The organism is Clostridium chauvoei (assembly GCF_002327185.1).
GTDB classification, from domain to species: Bacteria; Bacillota; Clostridia; order Clostridiales; family Clostridiaceae; genus Clostridium; species Clostridium chauvoei.
Genome location: NZ_CP018624.1, coordinates 2,033,061 through 2,049,284, shown reverse-complemented (window position 1 = coordinate 2,049,284; position 16,224 = coordinate 2,033,061). Strand labels below are relative to the sequence as shown.

Annotated in this window: 14 protein-coding genes and 1 other annotated feature; of the genes, 11 read left to right on the top strand and 3 right to left on the bottom strand. The window is 25.8% G+C overall.

Translation table 11 applies throughout. The features are described 5' to 3' along the window. Positions 1 to 52: 52 nt before the first annotated feature. Positions 53 to 2,044, bottom strand: a complete 1,992-nt coding sequence (locus tag BTM21_RS09615) for a GGDEF domain-containing protein (RefSeq protein ID WP_021874900.1) — start codon at positions 2,042 to 2,044, stop codon at positions 53 to 55. A 494-nt stretch (positions 2,045 to 2,538) separates the two neighbouring features. Here BTM21_RS09615 and mprF point away from each other — a divergent pair, with 494 nt between their 5' ends. From mprF to BTM21_RS09600, 3 genes are all read left to right on the top strand, one after another. After that, positions 2,539 to 5,073: a bifunctional lysylphosphatidylglycerol flippase/synthetase MprF gene (mprF, locus tag BTM21_RS09610; RefSeq protein ID WP_079481128.1), complete on the top strand. Its 2,535-nt coding sequence runs from the start codon at positions 2,539 to 2,541 to the stop codon at positions 5,071 to 5,073. Positions 5,074 to 5,284: 211 nt separating this feature from the next. Beyond that, positions 5,285 to 5,983 carry a LytR/AlgR family response regulator transcription factor gene (locus BTM21_RS09605; RefSeq protein ID WP_079481129.1) on the top strand — a complete coding sequence of 233 codons (699 nt, stop codon included), beginning with the start codon at positions 5,285 to 5,287 and terminating at the stop codon, positions 5,981 to 5,983. Positions 5,984 to 6,077: 94 nt separating this feature from the next. Next, the gene (locus BTM21_RS09600; RefSeq protein ID WP_021874903.1) at positions 6,078 to 6,671 is read left to right on the top strand and encodes a DUF998 domain-containing protein; all 594 of its coding nucleotides are present in this window, start codon (positions 6,078 to 6,080) and stop codon (positions 6,669 to 6,671) included. Positions 6,672 to 6,771: 100 nt separating this feature from the next. Here BTM21_RS09600 and BTM21_RS09595 read toward each other — a convergent pair whose 3' ends face one another. Beyond that, the gene (locus tag BTM21_RS09595; protein ID WP_021874904.1) at positions 6,772 to 7,584 is read right to left on the bottom strand and encodes an FtsW/RodA/SpoVE family cell cycle protein; all 813 of its coding nucleotides are present in this window, start codon (positions 7,582 to 7,584) and stop codon (positions 6,772 to 6,774) included. Between the two features lie 108 nt (positions 7,585 to 7,692). Here BTM21_RS09595 and BTM21_RS09590 point away from each other — a divergent pair, with 108 nt between their 5' ends. After that, positions 7,693 to 8,175 carry a hypothetical protein gene (locus BTM21_RS09590; protein WP_096145419.1) on the top strand — a complete coding sequence of 161 codons (483 nt, stop codon included), beginning with the start codon at positions 7,693 to 7,695 and terminating at the stop codon, positions 8,173 to 8,175. A gap of 140 nt (positions 8,176 to 8,315) precedes the next feature. Here BTM21_RS09590 and BTM21_RS09585 read toward each other — a convergent pair whose 3' ends face one another. Beyond that, a complete protein-coding gene (locus BTM21_RS09585) occupies positions 8,316 to 8,639 on the bottom strand; it encodes a hypothetical protein (protein ID WP_021874906.1) in 324 nt (107 codons plus the stop codon). Between the two features lie 143 nt (positions 8,640 to 8,782). Here BTM21_RS09585 and BTM21_RS09580 point away from each other — a divergent pair, with 143 nt between their 5' ends. From BTM21_RS09580 to BTM21_RS09550, 7 genes are all read left to right on the top strand, one after another. Then, positions 8,783 to 10,222 carry an FAD-dependent oxidoreductase gene (locus BTM21_RS09580; RefSeq protein WP_021874907.1) on the top strand — a complete coding sequence of 480 codons (1,440 nt, stop codon included), beginning with the start codon at positions 8,783 to 8,785 and terminating at the stop codon, positions 10,220 to 10,222. After that, positions 10,223 to 10,420 (top strand): NUDIX hydrolase, encoded by a 198-nt coding sequence (locus BTM21_RS13985; RefSeq protein WP_311195401.1) that lies wholly within the window; start codon positions 10,223 to 10,225, stop codon positions 10,418 to 10,420. It abuts the gene before it with no gap. Between the two features lie 73 nt (positions 10,421 to 10,493). Next, positions 10,494 to 10,722 (top strand) — a binding site (T-box leader). Positions 10,723 to 10,778: 56 nt separating this feature from the next. Next, positions 10,779 to 12,689 carry a threonine--tRNA ligase gene (gene thrS, locus BTM21_RS09570; protein ID WP_021874908.1) on the top strand — a complete coding sequence of 637 codons (1,911 nt, stop codon included), beginning with the start codon at positions 10,779 to 10,781 and terminating at the stop codon, positions 12,687 to 12,689. A gap of 119 nt (positions 12,690 to 12,808) precedes the next feature. Further along, positions 12,809 to 13,090 carry a hypothetical protein gene (locus tag BTM21_RS09565; RefSeq protein ID WP_079481130.1) on the top strand — a complete coding sequence of 94 codons (282 nt, stop codon included), beginning with the start codon at positions 12,809 to 12,811 and terminating at the stop codon, positions 13,088 to 13,090. A 47-nt stretch (positions 13,091 to 13,137) separates the two neighbouring features. Next, positions 13,138 to 13,332 carry a hypothetical protein gene (locus BTM21_RS09560; protein WP_021874910.1) on the top strand — a complete coding sequence of 65 codons (195 nt, stop codon included), beginning with the start codon at positions 13,138 to 13,140 and terminating at the stop codon, positions 13,330 to 13,332. Positions 13,333 to 13,797: 465 nt separating this feature from the next. Continuing rightward, complete coding sequence (locus BTM21_RS09555; protein ID WP_021874911.1) at positions 13,798 to 14,433, top strand: DUF4230 domain-containing protein; 636 nt, start codon at positions 13,798 to 13,800, stop codon at positions 14,431 to 14,433. 439 nt (positions 14,434 to 14,872) lie between these two features. Beyond that, positions 14,873 to 16,036 carry a HipA domain-containing protein gene (locus BTM21_RS09550; RefSeq protein ID WP_021874912.1) on the top strand — a complete coding sequence of 388 codons (1,164 nt, stop codon included), beginning with the start codon at positions 14,873 to 14,875 and terminating at the stop codon, positions 16,034 to 16,036. Positions 16,037 to 16,224 lie beyond the last annotated feature (188 nt).

Sequence of the window (16,224 nt, the reverse complement as noted above, 5' to 3'; positions counted from 1 at the left end):
TTACGAAAATAATTTTTATTATTTTCGTAGACAGCTATTTTTTATATTAAAGTTATTTTTTATATTTACTTATATCATGACAACTTATAAGACATACGTTATCTTTATTTTCCCATTTAATCTTTGAAGCAACGGAGCTAGTCCAAAAATTATATAATGGATTATAATTTTCTATAGCTTCAGTATTAGATTTTCCAGATTCCTTTAGAAGTTTTATTGGACATACCTTACAAGGTTTATCTTTATTAAAAACTAATTTATGACATTTATCACCTATTTTAGCATTAGGCATAAGATTTCTAATCTTTTTATTTATATAAAGTAAATCAAAATTATCCATATCTATTACATAGGTATAGGTATCTAGGGTTTCTAATATAGATCTATTAATTTTTTCACTATTTAATAGTTTAGTATAGGATCTTTCTTTAAATAAAAAAGTGCTAATTATATTTGAGATAATATTTAATATTTTTCTCTCTTCCATTGTCCACACTCTATTTTCATTAACACATTCATCAAAGCCTACAGAGCCAACAAATCTATCTTCTTGAAAAACAGCACATTGCATAAAGGATTTTATGTTTTGTTTAGCCATTATTTCATGAAATTTTCCTTTGATTGTAGTTATATCGTCACAGAAAAATACGCTATTACTATCAAAATGAGGGGCAGACTCTTTAAAGTCTGAAGTATATAATTTTTTCATATTTTCAAGCTGAGAAGGGATACCCTCATTACACCATTCAAAAGTATTAGAAGAGTATAGACCATTCTCAAAAATCTCAAAGATATAAACTCTACTTAGATTAAAATTTTCCCCAACTATTTTTAATATAAGGTTAATAGCTGTATAAGTATCTTTTGTTTCATAAAGAATTCTAAATATATATTCAAAAATATTTTGTTTTATATCAGATAGTACGTAAATAGGATCAGAATTATCTACTGAGCTTTTTATAGTATTTTTTAAGTGAAGATGAACAGAAGAATCGTAAAATACATAAGAATCCTTTCCAAGTCTTTTGCTTAAATAAAGAGCTTTTTTAGATTTTTCATATAAATCATTAAAAGATGAACCATCTTGAGGATAAGTTGATACCCCCATACTAGCAGAAATATTTACTTTACTTCCATTACGACCATAACTTTGTCTTAACAATACCTTCAATTTATTTAATTTATATAATAATGAAATTTTATTATCTATTTCTTTAGTAAATACTACAAATTCGTCTCCACCAACTCTACCAATTACATCTGCATCCATAAAGATACTTTTTATTTGTTTAGATATATCTTGTAAAACAGCATCACCAAAACTATGACCTAAATTTTTATTGATTAATGAGAAGTTATCTAAATCTACAATAATAAAGTAATAGTAAGTTATAGGAGAATTTGATATTATATTTTCAATTTTGCTTTTAGTAAAGGTTTTATTATATAGGTTTGTTAAAGGATCATTTTGAGTTTTTCTTATAAGTTCAAGCTCCTTTAATTTTTTTGAATGTATATTCTTAGCATAAACAACTAGCACCACTTCATCATCATTAACAACAGGGATGATACTACAAGTAACCCATAAATAATCGTTATTGTGTAGAAATCTTAAATCCATATAAGGAGCTTCTTTGCCTTCTACAATTAGATTTTCTATATTTGCTATGGAAAATTTGCTTTTAAATTCTTTACAATCATTAGGATGTACGAAGTTATAAGCTACATATGAAAATATTAAGTTATAAATATTTTGAGTTTTATCTCTAGTTTCCATAATATCTAAAGGTAAGTTTTCTTTTGAATATAACAACTCATTATTAGTTATATCTATTTCAAAAATAACATCGCTAGCAGCATAAATAATATTTTTAAACTTTTCTTTATTTTTTCTAAGGTTAACAATAATGTTTTGTTGGTTTTCAATTATAATGTCTAGTAATTGACTTAATTTTAAAGTTTCATCTGTAGTTCCGTATTTTAGATATAAATCACTTAATATATTTTTTAGTTCTTTTATGTTATCAGCGTTATTTAAACTCATAAAATACAAACCTTCCTTCGATTTTTAATATTAAAGAAATACAAGTTGATAAATAATAAGAATATATTACAATATATTACAGTAAAAAAAGATAGATTTAAAGGGGAAATAGTCTATATATTTTGAATTTTTTATTAAGTTTTATCATAAAACTTAATTATAAGTAATTATGTAAAGTAAAATTTAATTAAAATAAAATATAAGTATGGTAAGAGGCGATTTTTGTAATAATATATAAATCTTAAAAAGTTATGAATATCTTAATAAAATCTTAAAAAAATCATAATAATAGTGGATTCTTTTGAATAAAGACAATAAGTGATATATAATAAACAAGGGATTACAGAAAATATCTGCCTAGAGCAGTACTTTAAGTAATCTTTTTTATAGTTTTATGGAATTATTTTAATTATTTAAATGAGATATTATTATTTGAGTGATGAATAAACAATTAATAAGATGTAAACAAATTTAAGCGGAGGTAAGAGATAAGCATGGATAGAAAATTAAAGGATAGGATAATGCTGGGTTTAAAAATATTATTTATTACTGCAATTTTTATTTTGATTTCTATGGAGTTTACAAAACTATTTAAGACCTTTGATTTTAGAACTTTTAATATATATAAAGATAGATTGACTATTTTGAATTTAATAGTAATAGGAATTTTAGGGCTAGTTTCATACATACCTTTATCAATGTATGATTTTGTTTTAAAGGATGTTTGTAAAATAGATTTAAGTAACAAAAGACTTTATAAGTACTCTTGGATAGCAAGTTCAATTGCAAGTATTGTAGGATTTGGTGGTACGTCTGCAATAGCTCTAAAGGGATATTTTTATTCACCACATATAAATAGAGATGATAAGAAAAGTTTAGTAAAAGAAGTAACAAAAATAGTTGCATTAAACTTTACTGGTTTCTCAATGGTATGTTTTTTATATTCAATTTCTAATATTTGGCGTATGAGAGAGTATAACATAATTGAAATAGCTATGTGCATAATAGCTTTATATACACCAACTCTTATAATCTATAATTTATATAGATATTTTAAGACAGAAAAGAAGAGTGAAGCAATAAATACTCTTAAAATAATGGGTATATCCGTTATAGAATGGATAACTTCAGTAATTTTAATTTATTCTATAATTAGAATTTTAGGGACTAAAGTAACATTTACACATATATTCCCAATATACGTAACTTCATGTGCAGTAGGTATAATAAGTATGATACCAGGTGGCCTTGGAACTTTCGATTTAACTTTTATAATGGGACTTGGTGCTTTTGGGGTTGCAAAAGAACAAGCATTATTAGCACTAGTTTTATATCGTGTAAGCTATTACATATTCCCAGTTCTAATAGGTGTAGTTCTTGCTATACATGAAGGTAAAACTGTTATAGATAAAAAATATAACAATATATTTTCATCAATATCATCACATATTTCATATAGTATTTCAGCAATATTAATATTCTTAACAGGAATTATGATTTTACTTTTTAGAGCATTACCAGAAATGAGGGAAACCTTTAGACATATATATAAGATGCTAGAACCAGCAAGTAATATATCATTAACTACAGAAATAATAATGGGATTTTTATTAATAGCAATTTCAAGAATGCTTGCTTATAAATCAAAAGATATTTTTAAGGTAGTTATTATTTTACTAGGATGTGCTTTAGCTAGTTCATTAATAGAACATTCTTCACCTTGGCAAATTGGATTTTTAGTATTTGTTATGATATTTTTATGGTTTAGTAAAAAGAATTTCTATAGAGAAAGCTTTGTATTCTCTTGGGAAAGATTAGTGCAAGATGTGATTTTCTTATTTGGATTTTTTATCTTTTATTTAGTAATATATTTTCCAAGATTTCCATTTAAGTTTAAGAAAATAAGTACTTATGTAAGAGCTGTACTTGAATACAATTATAATTATTTACTTTTAAGTAGTTTAGTAGGTTTTATTTTATCTATAGTATTTATAGCATTTGTATATTTGATTGGTAAATATAAAAAATATCCCTTTGAAACCTTTGGTGATAATAAGGAAGTAGTAGCTGAAATTTTAGAAAATTATAAAGGAACATCATTAACTCATTTATTATATTTAGATGATAAGTATGTTTTTATAAATGAAAATAAAACAGTTTTAATTCAATATCAAAGATATGCAGATAAGCTTATAGTTTTAGGAAATCCAGCAGGAAATAAGCTTGAATTTATATCAGCAATAGACGAGTTTTATAATTTAGCAGATAGATATGGTTATACACCTATATTTTATCAAATAGATCAAAAGATGATTCCAACATTACATCAATATGGATATCAATTTATGAAGCTTGGAGAAGAGGGAATAGTTGATTTGACTAATTTCTCAATAGCAGGTAAGAAAACAAGAGGATTAAGAGCAGGTTACAATAAGATAGCTAAAGCAGGTTATACATTTGAAGTAGTTAAACCAAAGTTTTCAGAAGAGCTAATAGAAGAACTTAAAGAAGTATCAGAAGAATGGCTTGATGGAAAAAAAGAAAAAGGCTTTTCGATGGGATTCTTTGATGAGGATTATTTAAATTTAGATAGACTATTTATAGTTAGAGATGAAAATAATAAAATAAAATGTTTTGCAAATATGATGCCTATGTATGATAATGAGAGAAGTTTATCTATAGATTTAATGAGATATTCTAATGATGCTATAGTAGGCACTATGGATTTTATGATTTTAAATATCATAGAGTATGGAAAGCAAGAAGGCTATAAGAATTTCAATATAGGAATGGCACCTTTAGCTAACGTAGGGACATCAAGATATTCCTTTGTTAGTGAACGTATAGCAGCTCAATTATCAATATATGGTCAAAACTTTTACTCCTTTATAGGGATTAGAAACTTTAAAGAGAAGTACACTAAACAATGGGTACCAAAATATTTAGCTTATAGAAGAAATAGTTCCCTTCCATTTACAATGTTACAAGTAATACTTCTTTGTAGTAAAAAATTAAATACAGATAGATAGTTGAAGATATTTACAATAACCTATATTATAATAATTGATATAAATATTAATTTAATGCATATATAGATTATTTTAAATAAGATTTTTAGATTTTAGAGTCAATTAAAGTATGTTTATGATATGCTTTAGTTGGCTTTTTTTTATTTAACATTAATATTATAAATTGTTTGAGGAAATATTAAGTTATATACGGGTTAAGGATGGAAAATGTATGGTGAAAGTGGCTATTTGTGATAATAATAAAGAGGATGTAAATTTACTTAAGAATATATTGGGGAAAATATGTTTAAAGAATAATATCGGAATTATTATAGATAAATTTGATGAGGGAGAAGAATTAGTAGATTCTTATTTAAATGGGGATATTTCATATGATATTATTTTTCTAGATGTAATTTTAGAGGGAATTAATGGATTAAAGGTTGCAAAAGAAATTAGAAAGAAGGATAAAACTGTTAAAATAATTTTTTTAAGTAATAGCAAAAAGTACGCCTTAGAGGGATATGAGGTATCAGCTATGTCTTATATGATAAAGCCAGCAATGGAAGAAAAAATAGAAAACAATTTCTTTAGAGCTATTGAAGAATTAAATAAAGAATTAATGGATAGCTATAAGGTTACTAGAAGTGGAAAGACTATAGTTTTTAAACTAAAAGATATATTCTATTTTGAAGCAAGGCAAGGAAAAGTTATTTTATATACTGAGGATAATTACTTTGAGTTTTATGAGAAAATAGATAATATAGAAAAAGCTTTAAGTAATAAGGGTTTTGAAAGATGTCATAGAAGTTATATAGTTAATATTGCAAAAATAAGAGAATTTAAAAATATAGAATTAGTATTAAGTAATAGAGAGGTTATACCAATTGGTAGAAAATATAAAAGTAATTTACGTAGTGAAATTTTGTAGGACAAGTGTTTAGAGAATATAAGTTTATGATATTCTCTAATGTTTTAAGTAGTATGGAGAGGGTATTGTTGGGAGGAGAATTGTTTTGAAAGATATGTTATTTTTAGGTGTTATGGTAATAGATTTAGTCATACCGTTTGTTATAGCTATTCCTTATAAAGGATATAGTCATACTAATCAAGTTATGAGTGTTTTAGGATGTGAAAATAGTCCTTGGGGAATTATTTATAATTTATGGATGATAGCTTCAGGAGTTATTTTTCCTTTCTTTGGATATAGAATATTTTTATATTATGAAAATATAAATTTTGGAGTGGCAATAACTATATTTTTGTTACTTTCAATATATGGATTTGGAGATGAGATAATTTCAGGTCTTTTTCCTCTAAATGAGAAAAAAGAAGATGTTACAGTTTCGTCTAAGACACATAGAATAGGATCAGCTATTGGGTTTGTAGCACTTCAATTTTCAAATCTATTTCTTGCAATTTTAGGATTTAATTCTGGGGATATAGTATTAGGTTGGATTTCATTTATATTTTTTATTTTAAGTTTAATATCCTTTATATTTTTTGCTATAGGGAATAAACCAAAGTTTAAAGATAGTCTATTTTCACTTGGGGGATTATGGCAAAGGGTACTATGCTTGTTAATGTATATTCCTTTTATAGTTTGGATAATTATGTGAAATTAGAATTTAAAACTGGAACTTAGATGAGATTAATAAATTTATTGAAGGTTAAAGAATAACAAAGGGGATATCTATTTTGATATCCCTTTTAAATTACTTAATTTATTGATGAAAAAGGAGTATTTCTCCATTTATAAACATTACTTATTATTGCAATAGCAAAAATGTTAATTAATAAGCTGCTTCCTCCATAACTTATAAAAGGAAGTCCTACACCTGTTATAGGTGAAGCAGAGAAATTCATTAATATATTTAATAGGAATTGAGCTGCAAATATTGCACCATTTCCAAATAATCCAGCAGAATTTCTTAAATCATTTAGCTTAATATAAATCCAGCCACTACCTTCAGGGTCATTATATGGATTAAGAAAGCCTAATAACCTGTTAATTCTATAGGGAGCAGAAAGAAAAAATCCTGTAAGGAATATAACTAAAGGTGAAAATGAAATAATTATATGTTTTAACTTTACTCCAGAAATAAACATTACTGTTATAGCTGCAATTAAATATATTGTTGCATTAGATAATGAAGCTTCAAGTATAAAAATCAAACTGGGTAAAAGAGCTAGTAATAATCCTATACATAAATATTTTTTATTATTCCAATTCCAATTTTCAAAAATCCCAGCTAGAGAAATTATTAAGAAAAAAGGAGCTATAGTAAAAATATTAAAAGATATAGGTCCAATAATTACCCATCCAATAGCACCATTTATATGAGATGAGAAGAATATTGTTATCAAAGAAATAATTATTGTTGATATATAAATAAATTTACAGTACTTCTTTAAATTTCTATAATCTATTTTTAGCATAAGAACTAATAATAAAATTCCTCCTAAAGCAAAAATAATTGTTTTAGGTAGAGAATTAGCATAAACATCTAGTAATACATTATTTTTCTTCATAAAAGTTAATTTGTAAAGGTATTTATGGAAAATATAGTTTCTACTTAATTTTCTTGGTATATAATTAAGATATAAAAAATATAAAATAGCAATTAAGGATGTGACATAATGAACAAAGAATTTATTAAAAAATATTCATATATTTTACTAACTTTATGTACTGCAATATTAACATTAATATTTTCAAAAGCTAATATGATAGTAAAGGTTATATCAATAGTGGGACAAGTTTTTATAAATAAGTATATTTTAAAAATATTTATAGAAAAAGTTACTATGAAGTATAAAAAAATGAGATTGCCAAAAGTAGAGTGTTTATCTATCAATCCAAAACTAGACTACTTTATATCTATATTTTTAGATATATTTTTATATTGTTTCATTATGTATTTTATTATGATAATTAACATAAATGGTTTTACACACATAAACTTAAAGCATAATATACTGCTTATGATTTTTATAGTAACAATAGCGATTATAGGATTTATTTACGGAATGATGGGGGCAGAAATACAAATTACAAAAGAAGAAATAATTATATACTTAAAGGGAAATAAACAAATAATTATACATGATAAAAAGCCATAAAATATTTTAATGATATTTATTTTTAATCGAATATATCAAAATGAAAGGAGAATGGTTTAATTATATATAAATTAAATGGTTAAAAGCTATTATTTCGCATCTGGTAATGTGAAACAATAGCTTATTTTTATAAATTAAATTTAAAATATTAAAGTGTATAATCCAAATATTATTGAAGCTGTTACAAGGATATTTGGGATAATTGTTTTTTTAGGGTTTTTAAGCCTAAGTATAACTCCAATTAGTGAAACTATTCCAACAGCCCATGCAATACTTTTTTCTGTAAAGTAGTTTGTTGGTAAGCTAGTTGCATTAAGAAAAGCAATTAATATTGCCCAAACAGCTAAAGCGTAAAATGCTATATTTTTTATCTTGTCATTTTTTGAAAGGTAAAGTAAAGTTATTCCAAGTATACTTACTCCTATAAGAACAACGAATAAAATAAATAAATATCCAAGAGCCATAATTAATACCTCCAATTATTTTTTTATAATTTTACTATAAAACTATTAAAATTTCTAGGGGGATTTTTATAAATTGATTAAAAATACATACAATTATTATTTATATTATTTAAAAATTGGAATACTAAAATTGAGGTGATTTTATGAAATCTATATGGAGCGAAAGTTGTAATTTTGAAAAAAGAGAAGCTTTAAAGGGAGACATAAAAACTGATATTTTAGTTATTGGTGCAGGAATAGCAGGAGTATTAATAGCTTACATGTTAAAGGAAAGTGGGAAAGATGTAATTGTAATTGAAGGAGATGAAATAGCAGGTGGAAACACTAAAAATACTACTGCAAAGATAACATCTCAACATGATTTGATCTATAACAAATTAATATTGGAATTTGGAGAAGAAGGAGCTAGGCAATATGCCAAAGCAAATGAAATAGCCATAAAAAAATATAAAGAAATTATTGAAAAAAGAAAAATAGAGTGTGATTTTGAAGAGAAGTCAGCGTATATATATTCTTTAAATGAGATAGATAAGCTTAAAGAAGAGGTAGAAGCTGCTAAGAAATTAGGAATCAAGGCTGAATTTATAAAAGAAACTAACCTTCCTTTTGAAATTAAAGGAGCTGTTAAGTTTAATAATCAAGGACAGTTTAATCCACTAAAATTTTTAAAAGATATTTCAAAGGATTTAATTATATATGAAAATACTAGAGCGTTAGAAATTAAAGAGAATTTAGTAGTTACAAATAGGGGAGAGATAACTGCAAACCATATAGTTGTAGCAACACATTATCCAATAATGAATACACCAGGATATTATTTTATGCGAATGCATCAAGAAAGGTCTTATGTTATAGCTTTAGAAAATGTAAATAATATTGATGGAATGTATATAGATGCTGATAAAGAGGGGTATTCCTTTAGGACATATAAAAACTTGTTATTATTAGGCGGAATAACCCAAAGAACAGGTGAAAATGAAGAGGGTGGAAGCTATGATAAGTTAAGGCAGGTAACAAAAGAATTATTTCCAAATTCAAAAGAAAAATATTATTGGTCAGCTCAAGATTGCATGACTATGGATGGAATACCATATATAGGAGAATATTCTTATGAAACACCTAATATATATGTTGCTACAGGATTTAACAAATGGGGAATGACAAATTCTATGGTAGCAGCAATGATAATATCAGATATGATATTAGAAAAAGAAAATGATTTTTCAGATATATTTTCACCAAAAAGATTTGATTTATCATTATCAATAAATAATATAGCTAAAGATATAAGCCAAACAGCAAAGAATTTTATTGCACAAAAAGTTTATATTCCAAGTAATAGGATAGAACATATTAAAAATGGTCATGGTGGAATTGTTGATTATGATGGAGAAAAAGTTGGTGTTTATAAAGACAATGAAGGTAAAGCATTTTTTGTAACAACAAAATGTGCTCATTTAGGGTGCCAACTTCATTGGAATGCAGATGAATTAACATGGGATTGTCCATGTCATGGATCAAGATTTGATTATAAGGGAAGATTAATAGAAAGTCCTGCAACTAAAGATCTTATAGACGATTAAATTCCTTATTTACAAGAAATAAATAATCCACATAGAGGATGGGAATTTCCAGGGGGACAAATTGAGAATGGAGAAGATTTAATTGAAGGTGTAACAAGAGAGGTTCTTGAAGAATCAGGAATAGAAATAAAGGTAAAAAACTTAGTAGGAGTTTATTCAAGTAGACCTTATAAAATTTACAAAGAGCTGAATATTTAGAATTTAAATACTAATTAGGTATTTACAATATAATCTAAAAGGACTATAATCTAGGTGATATAAATTAAATATTAAATAAGCTATGAAAGGGAAAAGTATTATAGAATACAATTTTCAGGGAGGAAATATCATTGACTGCAAGTATTTCTAAATATGACTATAAGAAAAACTACCCTGGAGCTATGATTTATTAGCTAAATTAAGTGAAATGTCATCGGTGAAAGTCGTTAAAGCTATAGAGAAGAATTGAATTTTTTAATTCAATTTGGGTGGAACCACGGATAATCGCATTCGTCCCAAGCTAGGGATGGATGCTTTTTTTATATTTAAAATTAAACTTTAAGTAGGAGGTAAAAGAATGAGTATACAAATAAGAATTAATGATGGATCAATAAGAGAAATTGAAGAAAATTCAACTGTTCTTGATCTTGCAAAATCAATTAGCAGAAATTTAGGAAAAGAAGCAGTAGTTGGGGAAGTTAATAAGACCTTAGTTGATTTAGACTACAAGCTAAAAAATAATGATGAGGTAAATATATTAACAGCAGATGATGAAAAAGCAGTTGAAGTTATAAGACATTCTACCTCTCATATATTAGCACAAGCTGTAAAGAGAATTTATAAGGATGCAAAACTAGCTATAGGACCTTCAATAGAAAATGGATTTTATTATGATTTTGACATAGAAACTCCATTAACTACAGAGGATTTACAAAAAATCGAAAAAGAAATGAATAATATAATTAAAGAAAACTTAGGCTTTGAAAGAATTGATATTCCAAGAGAAGATGCTATAAAGCTAATGGAAGAAAAAGATGAGCCATATAAGGTAGAATTAATAAGAGATTTACCAGAAAATGAAAAAATCTCTTTATACAAACAAGGTGAACATATTGACCTTTGTAGAGGACCTCATATTAAATCAACAAAATACGTAAAGGCTTTTAAATTAACAAGTGTAGCTGGGGCATATTGGAGAGGAAACGAAAAAAATAAGATGTTACAAAGAGTATATGGTGTAGCATTTTCAAATAAAGAACAACTAGAAAAACATCTTCATAACTTAGAAGAAGCTAAGAAAAGAGACCATAGAAAATTAGGCAAAGAATTAAAGTTATTTACATTTATGAATGAGGGGCCAGGTTTCCCATTCTTCTTACCTAAGGGTGTAGTACTTAAAAATACTTTAATTGATTTCTGGAGAAAGCTTCATTATGATGCTGGATATGTTGAAGTTGAAACACCAATTATGTTAAATAAAAAGCTATGGGAAACTTCAGGACATTGGTATCATTACAAAGAAAATATGTACACTTCAATGATTGATGAAGAAGAATTTGCATTAAAGCCAATGAATTGCCCAGGAGGAATGCTAGTTTATAAATCAGAAGCACATTCATATAGAGATTTCCCAATGAGAGTTGGAGAACTTGGAAGAGTTCATAGACATGAACTTTCAGGAGCATTACATGGACTTATGAGAGTTAGAGCCTTTACTCAAGATGATGCACATATTTTCATGTTACCAGACCAAATAAAATCTGAAATAAAAGGTGTAGTAGACCTTATTGATAAAGTATATTCAATATTTGGCTTCAAATACAGCATTGAATTATCTACAAGACCAGAAGACTCTATGGGAAGTGATGAAGACTGGAATTTAGCAGAAGAATCACTAAAAGCAGCATTAAATGAACTTAACTTAGACTATGTAATAAATGAAGGTGATGGCGCATTTTATGGACCTAAAATAGATTTTCACCTTGAAGATAGCTTAGGTAGAACTTGGCAATGTGGAACAATTCAATTAGATTTCCAACTTCCACAAAGATTTGAACTAGACTATATAGGAAAAGATGGAGAAAAGCATAGACCAATAGTTATTCATAGAGTAATATTCGGAAGTATAGAAAGATTTATAGGAATATTAATTGAACACTTTGCAGGTAAATTCCCAACATGGCTTGCTCCAATTCAAGTTAAAATACTACCAATATCAGATAAGTTCAATGCTTATTCAGAAGAAGTTAAAAACAAACTAAATGCTAATGGAATAAGAGTTGAAATGGATTCTAGAAGCGAAAAAATAGGATATAAAATAAGAGAAGCAAGAAACGAAAGAATCCAATACATTATTGTTATTGGAGAAAAAGAAGAGCAGGAAAATAAGATTTCTATGCGTAGTAGAAAGAATGGCGATGAAGGTAGTATGGAACTAGAAGAGTTAATTAAAAGAATTAACAACGAAGTTGAAAATAAAGAATTATAAAATTAAAAATAACAGCAAATTAAGTTTAAAAACAAGGTGGATAAACGATTTATCCACCTTTAATTATACAAAATAAATTATTTATGTTAATAATATTTTATTATAAGGGGATGATTAATTTGAATAAATCTATAAATATTTTACTAATGATAATTTCCTACATAATTAGTTTAACTATATTTATACAATTAAATAAGAAGTGTAGCTGGTTTCAAGAAATTACTCAAAAAATAAAAAGCAATTATGAGTGGCAATTGGTAGTTGGATTAATGTCTTTAGTATTTATTATTAGTATAATTTTTAGTGAGTTTTTAATAAGTATTTCAATGATTTTAAATGGAAGTATTATTGCATTTATTTTATATATTAGAATATATAAAGTTGAACTGTATCATAAGTAATACTCTAAATTTAATTAGTAGAAAATACATAGAGTGAAATAAATAATATGTTAAATGCAGAAGGGGAAGAGTTAGAAAAATATAAGCAAAAATTATTAGATAATATAGAAAAACAAAATGATAAATCATTATTAAAGATTATGAATCCGTTCTATAGGTTTAAAAAGCAACTTAATGAATTTTTTAATAGTAGCGGATACTATGATATCTTTTTACCTAACATGAAAATATTAAGTAATTAGTACAAGGATTATCATGATAAACTTATAAAGTTAAATGATAAGTTATATAAGGAATTAGGTATTGAATATGATGAAAATATGAGAGTTGTAATAGGTAAAGATTAATTGAAGATTAATTAAGAAAAAGTTCTACTCTTTGCAGGATGGGGCACTTTTTTCTTTGCTTTTAATTTTAATATATTACTTTAAAATTATAACATAATTATGTATAACATATACATAAGAATAAAATGGGAAAATGTCATTTTAAGATGTAAAAAGGGAATTAAGATTATAAACACATATTTTTAGAGTTAATATAGTTGGGTATTTAAAAATATGCTATAATTATGTTAATTTATCTAATAAAAAATGTATTTTTATGTAGAATTTATAAAGGCATCTAAGAATTTAGACATGCTATTTTATGAAAATTGTATGCTTTATTGTAATGAAGAATTTTAAGTAAAGGGAGAGGAAAAGTTTATGAGTATGCAAAATGAAATGGTAAAAAAGGGTGGGATTAAATTAAAGTTTTTAAAAAGGTATTCTATTAAACAGAAAATAATAGGTATTGTGATTCTAGCATGTATTGTTGCTGTAGCAATTGGATTAAGTAAATTTGTTTCATTTGATAATAAGACTACAAAAATTGGATTTGAAGATATTGGAGAGTTAGCTACCCAAACTGCCTATTGTACAGAATTAAATGTTACAGATAAGTCAAGGAACTTGTTTGGAATTACAATACCATTTACGCAAAGTAAATACATATATAGCTACGATATAGTTATAAAAGCTGGTTTTAATTTTGAAGATATTGAGTGGAAAGAAAATGGGACTAGCATTGAAGTAAAGCTACCAAAGTCAAAGGTATTAAGTAGTGAAATAGACTTAGGTTCATTTAAAATATATCATGAGGATGATAGTATCTTTACTAAAGTTACCATTACAGAAAATAATGAAGTAATGAAGGAATTAAAAGAAAAAGCAGAAAAAGATTCTATTGCAAATGGTTTATTAGATAATGCTCGTACTAATGGAGAAAAAATGTTAACAGCATTTTTTGGGAATGTATATGATTTAAAAAAATATGAAATAATTTTTAAAGATAAAGAATAGTGAGGAATACTATGAAAAAACTTTTATATGCACTTGGAAGTATTATAATTGCAATTATATTATTTTACTTTGTATTATTTTTAACGGCATAAGATACAAAAAATTATGTTTATTTTTTAAAAAAACGTGATATTATATAAATAAGAAAAGCTTAGTGCCTGTAACACTAAGTAATCCTTAGAACATTTATTTTGTTTTAGGGCTATTATATGAATTAAATAGAGATTTAATTAAGAGTTTAAAGCACTATTCTTGGTCGGATGGGTGCTTTTTTCTTTGCTTTTAATTTCAATCTCGCTACCTGAATATAGTTTATTCACATAGCCCTATATCAAAATTACAGTTCCATTTAGTATGTGATAAACTATTGTTATAATATAATATCTAAGATATTATATTATTAAAGATATACGTAGAATATAAGAGGGAGAGTGAAATAATGGAAAATATATATACACTATATTCCAAAGATAAACCTCTAATAGATTTTAAGAAAGTTGATACACTTGATAAGAAGTATGAAGTTATAAAAATATATGAGGAAAATAGAAATATATTACCATACAGATTAAAGGATAATATAGATATATTTGATTTTTGGTTAGATAGCAGACCAATTCCAACCAATAGAGAACATATAGAAAATGTAATAGAAGCTTTAATGCTTAGTGATAGACCAGATCCATTTGATTATTTAAAGATTAATAATGGAGTTTCATTAAATGATACTTATTGGATTAAGAATTCAAATGATGAAATAAGCTGGTATGATAAAGATTTTTCATGTGTCAATTTATATGAAAATGGATTTAAAGAATCATTAGGAATAATAACTTTTTTTGGTAATACTTCATCTTTAGGTGGTAGAATAAATACACCTGAATTAACTACACAAGGAATGTTAGGTAAAGCATGGAGACAACTAGATGATGGAATCTATTTATATAAAAAGGGCTCATCAGGAGCGGCCAATGCAGGTAATGAACCTTATTCAGAGGTTATTGCATCACAAGTTGCTGATATAATAGGAATACCACATATTAAATATGAATTAGATAGATGGCAAGATATCTTATGTACTAAATGCAAGTTGTTTACTGATGTTGATCATGGGTACCTAACAATGGCAGAGTTTTTATCTACAGAAGTAGGGACTAAAGATAGATGGAAATATAATGATATTAAAAGTTTAGTTTCTGATGAAATAATGTTAGGAATAGATGATATGATAGTTTTTGACTATATTATTGAAAATAAAGATAGACATTTTAATAATTTTGGATTTATTAGAAATAATAATACAGGAGAAATTGAAAAATTAGCTCCTATATTTGATAATGGATTTTCATTATTGAATTTTCATATGGAGTATGAACTAAAAGAGTTTGACTTTGATAGTTATTCAGATTTAGGTACATTCTATATTAAGAATAGGGATCAGGCTAAGGATGTTATTAAGAGGAACCCTAAAAAATATAAAAAATGGGCCAAGGAATTAAATAATAAAATAGATACTATTAATTTTTATAGTGTTGAAAAATATAGAGAAAAAGCAATAAAGGATTTACTAAAAAGCAGATGTAGAGTAATTCAAAGTATCTAATAGTAAGTCTTAATATAGATAATACCCTTTCGGATTATATTCGTTGGGGTATTATTATTTATTATATAAATAGTTAAGTAAAAAAATGGTGGATGAATTATAAGTATAAGCAATTGTGTAATTTTCACCACTTATCTTTAAATATTGACCACTTATGAAAAAACAGTAGAGTATAGGTCTTTATATGT

What these genes read in the sequence shown, in the direction of transcription:
- BTM21_RS09615 (WP_021874900.1), bottom strand. Translation starts at nt 2,044, where the DNA reads ATGAGTTTAAATAACGCTGATAACATAAAAGAACTAAAAAATATATTA.
- mprF (WP_079481128.1), top strand. Translation starts at nt 2,539, where the DNA reads ATGGATAGAAAATTAAAGGATAGGATAATGCTGGGTTTAAAAATATTA.
- BTM21_RS09605 (WP_079481129.1), top strand. Translation starts at nt 5,285, where the DNA reads ATGGTGAAAGTGGCTATTTGTGATAATAATAAAGAGGATGTAAATTTA.
- BTM21_RS09600 (WP_021874903.1), top strand. Translation starts at nt 6,078, where the DNA reads ATGTTATTTTTAGGTGTTATGGTAATAGATTTAGTCATACCGTTTGTT.
- BTM21_RS09595 (WP_021874904.1), bottom strand. Translation starts at nt 7,584, where the DNA reads ATGAAGAAAAATAATGTATTACTAGATGTTTATGCTAATTCTCTACCT.
- BTM21_RS09590 (WP_096145419.1), top strand. Translation starts at nt 7,693, where the DNA reads ATGAACAAAGAATTTATTAAAAAATATTCATATATTTTACTAACTTTA.
- BTM21_RS09585 (WP_021874906.1), bottom strand. Translation starts at nt 8,639, where the DNA reads ATGGCTCTTGGATATTTATTTATTTTATTCGTTGTTCTTATAGGAGTA.
- BTM21_RS09580 (WP_021874907.1), top strand. Translation starts at nt 8,783, where the DNA reads ATGAAATCTATATGGAGCGAAAGTTGTAATTTTGAAAAAAGAGAAGCT.
- thrS (WP_021874908.1), top strand. Translation starts at nt 10,779, where the DNA reads ATGAGTATACAAATAAGAATTAATGATGGATCAATAAGAGAAATTGAA.
- BTM21_RS09560 (WP_021874910.1), top strand. Translation starts at nt 13,138, where the DNA reads ATGTTAAATGCAGAAGGGGAAGAGTTAGAAAAATATAAGCAAAAATTA.
- BTM21_RS09555 (WP_021874911.1), top strand. Translation starts at nt 13,798, where the DNA reads ATGAGTATGCAAAATGAAATGGTAAAAAAGGGTGGGATTAAATTAAAG.
- BTM21_RS09550 (WP_021874912.1), top strand. Translation starts at nt 14,873, where the DNA reads ATGGAAAATATATATACACTATATTCCAAAGATAAACCTCTAATAGAT.